This is a genomic window from Dokdonella sp. (assembly GCF_035703485.1).
Taxonomy (GTDB): Bacteria; Pseudomonadota; Gammaproteobacteria; order Xanthomonadales; family Rhodanobacteraceae; genus Dokdonella.
The window spans coordinates 1-7,647 of the sequence record NZ_DASSYD010000095.1; the positions used below are offsets into that span (position 1 = coordinate 1).

The window sequence follows — 7,647 nt, forward strand, 5'->3', positions numbered from 1 at the left end:
TGAAGCGGTTGGAGGTGATCACGCCCGCCACGCCGTCCTCGCCGAGTACACGCGAGATGCCCAGCAGAAAGGGGTAATACAGATCCACCCGGCCGGTCAGGCCGAACTGTCGCGCCAGTTGTTGCGCCTGCTGCGCGCCCATGATCTGCGTGCGCACGTAGGGCGGGTTGGCGATGACCAGGTCGAAACGCCGTGTCGGCGTGCCGTTCGGCGGGCGACTGACCACGTCGAGAAAGTCGGCTTGCTCAAGCAGCATATCCACGTCGGGGTGATCGCGACGAAGGCGCTCGTTAGCCTGCGCCAGCGCTGGCTGGTCGATGTCGTAGCCGCGCACCTGCAGGCGTTTGCGCAGCGTGGCCGGCAGTGCCGTGATCAAGGCATCGAGCAGGGCGCCATCGCCGGCTGCCGGATCAAGCACGCGGATGCTTCCGCGCCGGGGCAGGGTGGCGACGCGCAGCATCTGTTGCGCGACGAAGTCGGCGAGGGCGGCCGGCGTATAGGTGGCACCCGCGGATTTTCGAATCTCCACGCCGGCGTAGCGCGGGCGTCGCATGAGCCGTTCGTCGGTATCGTCCATGTTGCGCGTGTCCATCGGCGGGATACCCGTGTGTCGTGATGCGTCGTGGCGCGGAGCCTGCCTGCGACGCCCTGGTCCGCCGTGCGCAGCATCACACAAGGATGACGCATGTCACGCCGACGAGGCATGGATGCACGTTATCCTCTGGCCTCGATGAGATTTTGTCGACCGGGGATCAGGGACGATGACGGGACTGCAAGGTGCATGGATCGAGCTGGAACGCTGGGCTGCGCGCGGAGTTTCCGCGGTAAGGGGTGATGCCGCCCTGATCGCGGCGCGCAGCTTCTGCCTCAGGGAGGCATTGACACAATCGGCCCAGCAGGCTGCCGAACAGATCGAACACGACTTCCATGACTTGGACGTCGCCGCGATCGCCCGGGAGATCGCCCGCTTGCTGGTCGAATGCCTGGCGATCATGGTCGCAACCACTGGCATCGGCGCGCTGCTTGGTGGCGTCGCGGGATTCTTCGGCGGTTTCGGGGCGGCGCCGCACCGGGTGCGGTGGCGGGCGCAGCGCTGAGAGCGGAAGCCGGCGAATGGATACTCGCCGCGCTGGGTCTGAAGGCGTTGGCCGAATTCGTCGTCGAAGGCCTGCCAGCTATCGGACGTACCTATTGGAGCGGGATTCGCGAGGCGTGGCTTGCCGCCGCTCCGCCATCGTTGCCTCAGGGGCAACCGCACATCAATGCCTTCGCCATCCGGCACGCGGCCAGCCTGCTTGCCCGTGGTCACGTGGCCATGTTCGTCCTCTTGCTGATGGCGATTGTCGCCTACGTCAGCAAGGGTCGCGGCAGCATGCGGGAACTCGCCGAAAAGGCCAGCCATGGTCGTCTGGGGCGCAAGTTCGGCGAATGGTTGTTGCGAAATGAGTCGAAGCTCAGGGCAGACCCGCGGTTGCGGCCGCCCGAGCCCGTGCGAAGTGCTCCTGCTCCCGACGTCGTGGAGGCACCCGCCGCGCGCGCTCGCGCCAGGCGCGAACCTGCGCCCGAGCCGGAGTCAAAGGCGCCGCCCACCATGCCGCGCAAGAAAGTGCCCTGCTTCAAGACCCAGAAGCTGCCACCGGGAAAGTTCGCGGAGATGGACCGCCAGCTTGCCGCACAGCAAAATGGCCTGAACAAGATGACCGTCCAGGACTATCTGGATGGGCGTGCGCGTTATGCTGTGGATAAACGCAAAGGCGCAGGCACGGCAGCGCTTAAGGCACGCAAAAAGTATCAGGCGCGAATGGAGCGCTTGCTGACGGCAGCACATGTGCAAGCGCGTACTGATCCTCGTACCGCGAAAACCCTGGCTCAGGAAGCAGTGGCTGATCACTTCAGCACGCAGGATGCGCTACACAACCCGGACATGGTGGCTGGAGGGAGGTCGACTGTGATTGACGGAATGGGTGACTCCCAGGCGAACAGGACAATCGGTAGGCAATGGAACAAGGGGGCATTCGAAGGAATGACACGCGTGAACCATATGGATGACGCGGCGCTGAAAGTACCGGTGGCGGAAAGAGGAAGCACCTTGATGAATGTGGACTTGCATCGTTGCAAGTGAGGATTTATGGATCAGGAATTCAACTATTTTTACAATGATGAAGGCTTTGGGCCTGCGTTCAAGAAGCAGGACGTTCCAAAATCAAGCATCGAAAAAAATCGCGGTAAGCTGCCTGACCAACTACTCCAGTATTGGAATGAATACGGTTGGTGTGGTTACGGCAATGGCCTGATCTGGATTGTTGATCCCGAAGAATACGCTCCAGTTGTCGACGCGTGGCTGGAAGGCACGCCATTTGAAGGCCGGGATAACTATCACACCATCGCTGTCAGTGCTTTTGGAGAGTTGTTCTTGTGGGGTGAGACGACAGGTCTCGCCATTTCCATATCGTCCTTGTGGGGCATGATATTTCCTGGTGATGAAAGTGCGGGAGTGGCGGAAGGCAAGGGTGATTTGATGATTCGCGGATTTTTTGTCGGACTTGACAAAGACATGCTCGATGAAAGCGATGATGCCGAGCGTCCATTATTTGATCGTGCTGTAAAGAAGCTCGGTGTGCTCAACGCCGGTCAGATGTACGGACTGGTGCCCGCTCTTGCATTGGGTGGCTCCTGCGACCTCAAACATCTGGAAAAGGTGGACGCCGTAACCCACCTGATCATGCTGGCTCAATTGGGTGAGCGGCAGATCATGCAAGACGTTGTTGCTGATGCCAAGGCTGCTGGCCTGTTGGACGGGCGCTGATGCACCGGCGAATGGCACACTGCGTTTCGGAGTTCCTGACTGCATGGTTTTTGGAATCGAGGAACAGGCCATGGCCAAGATTGTCGAAAGCCCATGACAAACGCTCAGGTTAGGCTCGCTGAAGGTGATGAGTTTCAAGTCGAACGCGAAGCAAGATGGCCAGTACGCGCGGTGTTCTCTCAAGGAAGTAAATATTGCAAATGAAAGTCTCCGGCGGAGCAGATGGACACCAGGGCGGCGATCGCCCCTTTGATTCCCGGTTATTTGCCCAGTTGCGCCCGCAGGTGGCGGAAAGCACCGTGCGTGACGCGATGGGGACGTCGTGGAAAGGGCCGGATGGCGAGGGCCGTGCCAGTCATTTTGATGGTGAAACTCCCATCTGCGACTTGCGCATGAGCGCTGAAGGCCAACTGCAGGCCATCAGTTTCTACCGCGCATTTCCGGCAGACATGGTCATTGAGGGGTTGCACATCGGCATGACGCTGACCGAGGCAAAGCGTGCACGACCCGAGTTGCGGGAGGCTGGCGAGACGCGTGATGTTGTTGCATTTCGCGATGAAACCATCGCGGGTGATCTGCTGGATGCACGTTTCGCCGACGGATTGTTGATTGGTCTTGGTCTTTCGCGGCCGGGCATGGTCTTGCCGGAACGTCCGTGGACGTATGCCGATCCGCGACTGCGCGAGGCCTACAACGTGTGGACGGAAAATGCGCAACCTTTGCCCGAACGGGGACGCGATGCGCGTTGGGCGAAGGGGTGGTGCCTGGGTCGTCCACCGGGTATCACCACGGCACAATGGCCGCTCAGCCCTTGCTACGGTCATCCCTTGCGGCACGCGTTTACTTTGTACCTGCCTGAGGCTTATCGGATGCAAGGGCCTGAACGTGTCGCCATCAGCCTGTTTGTGGACGATCAGGCGGATGAGCTGGAAGAGATCTGCTGCGCAGAGGATGAGGACCCACAGTGGATGCGGGATCTGTATCAGCGTCATCCGCGCAGCTTTCCCATGCAGGATCGACTGCTAGGCCATTACTGTGGGATCTGGCTAACGCAGGCTGAATTCGACGGCGTGCTGGCAGCCCCGCCAGATCTGGCCGACTATCCTTTGCTTCGTGGTCTACCCCAGCCGCTCTGGCAACGTGCCGAATCCGGCGGATCAGACTTGCTGGATACCTTGGGCGAGAGCGATGAATCCTTGCGGTGCTACGCTCAGGGCACCGCGCACCCGATCAGCATGGGCGAGCGCGAGCACGATCCCAACGTCGGCAAGCCGGCGCGCGAATGGGATCACGAGAACGGGCACAGCGGTTACATCATCGCCTTCTCCGAAGAGGGTGAGGCACTGGATCTGCCGCGCTTCGAGCGATGGCCTCATCACCTCGGCGGTACCATGATCCCGGTGCAGGGCTATCCCGACTTCAGTCCTTACTACTTCGAGTTCGGTGAAGAACTGGCGTGGTTCAACTTCGGTGGTGGTGTCGGTCAGCTCGATCTTCTGCAGATGAAGTTGGACTGGGCTTGCTGACGCAGAAGTGATGGACGTGTTCGAATGTTCCGGGAAGATCGCTTCGCGATGTAGCGATCGAACCCGGTCGTGCATACGGTCGGTCATGGCCATGGCTCGTTGCAAAAACTGTCAGCCCAGTGCCCAGTCGACCGGCTTGCGGCACAGCGGCAGATCGGGTGCTGACGGCGCTCACTCAGCTTGCGTCGTGCCAATTGAAGCGCGCTGCGCAGGCCCTCTTCAACGGTCGGCTGATAGAACGGCATTTGCGGCATCTGATTCACCGTCATACCTTGTTGAAGCGCCCATGCGAGCAAGTGCAACAGATGCACGCCGTCCGGGGCGGTCAGTTCGGCGCTGAGCGGTGAAGCTATTTTCCGCTGGGGGACTTTCAGCAAGGAGATACGCTGGTCAGCCTGAAAACGGCAGACACCACGGGCGCCTCATGGCTGGGGCGGATGGAAAGCCACATCGATGATCTTGCCACCAACGGCGCCGCGGTTGACGGTCAACCAGCGAACATGGTGCTCGATCTGCGGGTTCAGCCCGGCGGTGCGCAGGCGACGTCCGGGCTTATCGATTACGGTCAGCGCCAAGGCGTCACCGTCATAGTCCAGGAATTCCATTGATGAACGAAAGCGCCGAGCAAATCGAGCTGGTATTTGCAATGGATTCACTCGCTGCCGACGATGCAGCCAACCGACTCATCAGTGCCCTGCATCTGCGAGACAAGTCGGTAACGCTCTACGAGGAGTCGATGCCGGCCCAGGCTGCCATTGGCAGGATCGCGAAGGATGGAAAGCTGTCCTTCAAGATCGGGGCGGGTGCTCTATCGATTCACTTTTCGACCATGCGTGCGTTTCAACTGCAGTCAGTGACGGTCAGCATGGGTGAACCTTGCCCGCTTGCCGCCTGGCAGGAAGTCGTGGGCTCCTTGCTTGGTTGCGAAGGGTTTGTTCAGGCGTGCCTCGTAAACAGTGACTATTCGTTCTGGCAGAACGCGGCAGATCCGCTTCAGTATCAGGTTGCAGGCAGGAGCATGGCGGGCTTGCCGATGATTTCGAACGGATTGCCGGCGCCGCTGCAAAAACTGGTCGTCGATACGTCCGGCAACCCTGGACGAAGAAGCCTCAAACCCGGTTACGTCGAAATGGTCGGTCATGTCATGTGGTTTGGTCCCCGTTTCTGGGCACTCAGGGGCACGTTTCGACGGGACAACTTGCTCGCGTGCTCCGATTTTCGAACCAGCGAGATGCGTCATGGCGTACTGCGCATGGTTGCCGCGGAAATGCCTTTCAATGACGAAAGCAGCGGGCCAACCCAGGATCGTTTGCGAAAATTGTTGTTCGAGTAATGCCGGATACCGACTTGGCGTTGCGGGAGGCAAGCATCGATGAAATGCGTGATCGCTTCGCACAAGGGTGTGGATCGTCTTCTCTTCGGGATGTCCGTGTCGCAAGTCAGGGCGCTGCTGCATGCCAGGTTCAACTCATTCAAGCGCAGCCCGGATGCCGCGCATCCCACTGACCACTTCGTCGAAGCGGGGTTGTTCGCCAATTACGACAGGGCCGGACATCTCGAGGCGATCGAACTTGCCTCGCCGGCAGCGCCTGGACTCTACGGCATCAACTTGTTGGGCATGGGTTTCGACGAGGCCGTGAAGTACCTGAAGTCCAGGGACCCTCAGCTGCAGCGTGAGGTCGACGGCGCGATCTCCCTGGCGCTCGGGCTAAGCCTTTACGCTCCGGATGCGAAAGACGACCCGAAAGCCCCGGCGGAAAGCGTGCTCGTGTTCGTGCCCGGTTATTACGACTGAGTTGTTGCCACGGTCGTCACAACCTCACCGATACCCCTGCGCCTGCAGCGAGAACAGATGCGCGTAATGGCCGTCCTCGGCCATCAGCTGCACGTGGTTGCCGCGCTCGATGATGCGGCCGTCCTGGATCACGATGATCTGGTCGGCCATGCGCACGGTGGAGAAGCGGTGCGAGATCAGGATCGCGATGCGGCCGCCGGACAGTTCGCGGAAGTGCTCGAAGATGGTGGCTTCGGCTTGCGCGTCCATCGCGGCGGTGGGCTCGTCCAGCACCAGGATGTCGGCGCGCGAGCGCATGAAGGCGCGGGCCAGGGCGATCTTCTGCCACTGCCCGCCGGACAGTTCGCGGCCGTCGTTGAACCACTTGCCCAGCTGCGTATCGAAACCGGCCGGCAGGCTGTCGATGAAATCGGTGGCCATGCCCTTGTCGCTGGCCTCGCGCCAGCGCGCCTCGTCGTCGAAATGGGTGACGTCGCCGGCGCCGACGTTTTCGCCCACGCGCATCTGGTAGCGGGCGAAGTCCTGGAAGATCACGCCGATGCGCTGCAGCAGCACGGCCTCGTCCCACTCGCGCAGGTCGGTGCCGTCGAGCAGGATGCGGCCGCTGTCGGGCGTGTACAGACGCGTGAGCAGCTTGATCAGGGTGGTCTTGCCGGAACCATTCTGGCCGACCAGGGCCAGCGATTCGCCGGGGCGGATGTGCAGGTCGATGTCGCGCAGCGCCGGCTCGCCGGCACCAGGGTAGGTGAAGCTGACCTGCTCGAAGCGGATGCCGTCCTCGGGCCTGGCGCCGCGCTGCGCCATGCCAGTTGCCGTCGGCACCGGGGTTTCCAGGTATTCGTACAGCGTGGAGAGGTAGAGGTTGTCCTCGTACATGCCGCCGATGGCCGACAGCATCGCCGACACCGCCGACTGGCCCTGGCGGAACAGGGCGAGGTACATCGTCATCTGGCCCAGGGTGATACGCGCCATCACCGTGCTGGCGGCGATCCACGCATAGGCGCCGTACAGCGCCAGCGTGCCCAGCAGGCCCAGCACGAAACCCCAGCTGTCGCGACGCACGGCGAGGTCGCGGTCGGCGCGGTAAAGGCTGTGGAAGATGTCGCGATAGCGCTGCAGCAATAGCGGGCCCAGGCCGAACAGCTTCACTTCCTTGGCGTGGTCCTCGCGCGCCAGCACCGTTTCCAAATACAGCTGCATGCGCGTTTCGGGCGAACGCCAGCGGAACAGGCGGAACGCGTCGCCGGAAAATTTCGTTTCGGCAAAGAACGACGGCAAGCCGGCCAGCAGCAGCACGGCCACCGCCCACGGCGAGAACTGGAACAGCAGACTGCCGTAGCTGAGCAGCGAGATCGCGTTCTGGCCCAGCCCGAACGTACGCGTGACCAGCGACAGCGGCCGGCTCGATGCCTCTCGCCGTGCGCGGGTGAGCTTGTCGTAGAACTCCGAATCCTCGAAGTGCGCCAGCTCCAGCGTCAGCGCCTTCTCCAGAATCATTACGTTGACGCGCTGGCCGAGCT

General features: G+C 61.4%; 9 protein-coding genes. 6 read left to right on the forward strand and 3 right to left on the reverse strand.

Features of this window, described 5'->3' with window-relative positions:
* Window positions 1-592 (reverse strand): Eco57I restriction-modification methylase domain-containing protein (locus VFN25_RS06990; RefSeq protein WP_325140236.1); only part of this gene is annotated, 592 nt, incomplete at its 3' end.
* A gap of 169 nt (window positions 593-761) precedes the next feature.
* On the opposite strand from VFN25_RS06990, the gene VFN25_RS06995 reads away from it, so the two are divergent.
* The 4 genes from VFN25_RS06995 (at window position 762) to VFN25_RS07010 (ending at window position 4,332) form a co-directional block, all read left to right on the forward strand.
* Entirely contained in the window at window positions 762-1,097 is a 336-nt protein-coding gene (locus VFN25_RS06995) for a DUF6861 domain-containing protein (RefSeq protein WP_325140238.1), read from the forward strand.
* A complete protein-coding gene (locus VFN25_RS07000; RefSeq protein WP_325140240.1) occupies window positions 980-2,122 on the forward strand; it encodes a DUF6861 domain-containing protein in 1,143 nt (380 codons plus the stop codon). The genes VFN25_RS06995 and VFN25_RS07000 overlap by 118 nt, the downstream gene beginning before the upstream one ends.
* Before the next feature lie 6 nt (window positions 2,123-2,128).
* Window positions 2,129-2,806 (forward strand): GAD-like domain-containing protein, encoded by a 678-nt coding sequence (locus VFN25_RS07005; protein WP_325140242.1) that lies wholly within the window; start codon window positions 2,129-2,131, stop codon window positions 2,804-2,806.
* Between the two features lie 200 nt (window positions 2,807-3,006).
* Window positions 3,007-4,332, forward strand: a complete 1,326-nt coding sequence (locus tag VFN25_RS07010; RefSeq protein WP_325140244.1) for a DUF7256 domain-containing protein — start codon at window positions 3,007-3,009, stop codon at window positions 4,330-4,332.
* A gap of 422 nt (window positions 4,333-4,754) precedes the next feature.
* On the opposite strand, the gene VFN25_RS07015 is transcribed toward VFN25_RS07010, so the two are convergent.
* Window positions 4,755-4,937 (reverse strand): hypothetical protein, encoded by a 183-nt coding sequence (locus VFN25_RS07015; RefSeq protein WP_325140246.1) that lies wholly within the window; start codon window positions 4,935-4,937, stop codon window positions 4,755-4,757.
* 2 nt (window positions 4,938-4,939) lie between these two features.
* On the opposite strand from VFN25_RS07015, the gene VFN25_RS07020 reads away from it, so the two are divergent.
* Both VFN25_RS07020 and VFN25_RS07025 read left to right on the forward strand, forming a co-directional pair.
* Entirely contained in the window at window positions 4,940-5,665 is a 726-nt protein-coding gene (locus VFN25_RS07020) for a hypothetical protein (RefSeq protein ID WP_325140248.1), read from the forward strand.
* 39 nt (window positions 5,666-5,704) lie between these two features.
* A complete protein-coding gene (locus VFN25_RS07025) occupies window positions 5,705-6,127 on the forward strand; it encodes a hypothetical protein (RefSeq protein WP_325140250.1) in 423 nt (140 codons plus the stop codon).
* A gap of 24 nt (window positions 6,128-6,151) precedes the next feature.
* Here VFN25_RS07025 and VFN25_RS07030 read toward each other — a convergent pair.
* Window positions 6,152-7,647 (reverse strand): ABC transporter ATP-binding protein (locus VFN25_RS07030; protein WP_325140252.1); only part of this gene is annotated, 1,496 nt, incomplete at its 5' end.

Coding starts and splice junctions, on each gene's coding strand:
- VFN25_RS07005 (WP_325140242.1), top strand. CDS start 2,129: ATGGATCAGGAATTCAACTATTTTTACAATGATGAAGGCTTTGGGCCT.
- VFN25_RS07025 (WP_325140250.1), top strand. CDS start 5,705: ATGAAATGCGTGATCGCTTCGCACAAGGGTGTGGATCGTCTTCTCTTC.
- VFN25_RS07020 (WP_325140248.1), top strand. CDS start 4,940: ATGAACGAAAGCGCCGAGCAAATCGAGCTGGTATTTGCAATGGATTCA.
- VFN25_RS07015 (WP_325140246.1), bottom strand. CDS start 4,937: ATGGAATTCCTGGACTATGACGGTGACGCCTTGGCGCTGACCGTAATC.
- VFN25_RS07000 (WP_325140240.1), top strand. CDS start 980: ATGCCTGGCGATCATGGTCGCAACCACTGGCATCGGCGCGCTGCTTGG.
- VFN25_RS06995 (WP_325140238.1), top strand. CDS start 762: ATGACGGGACTGCAAGGTGCATGGATCGAGCTGGAACGCTGGGCTGCG.
- VFN25_RS07010 (WP_325140244.1), top strand. CDS start 3,007: ATGAAAGTCTCCGGCGGAGCAGATGGACACCAGGGCGGCGATCGCCCC.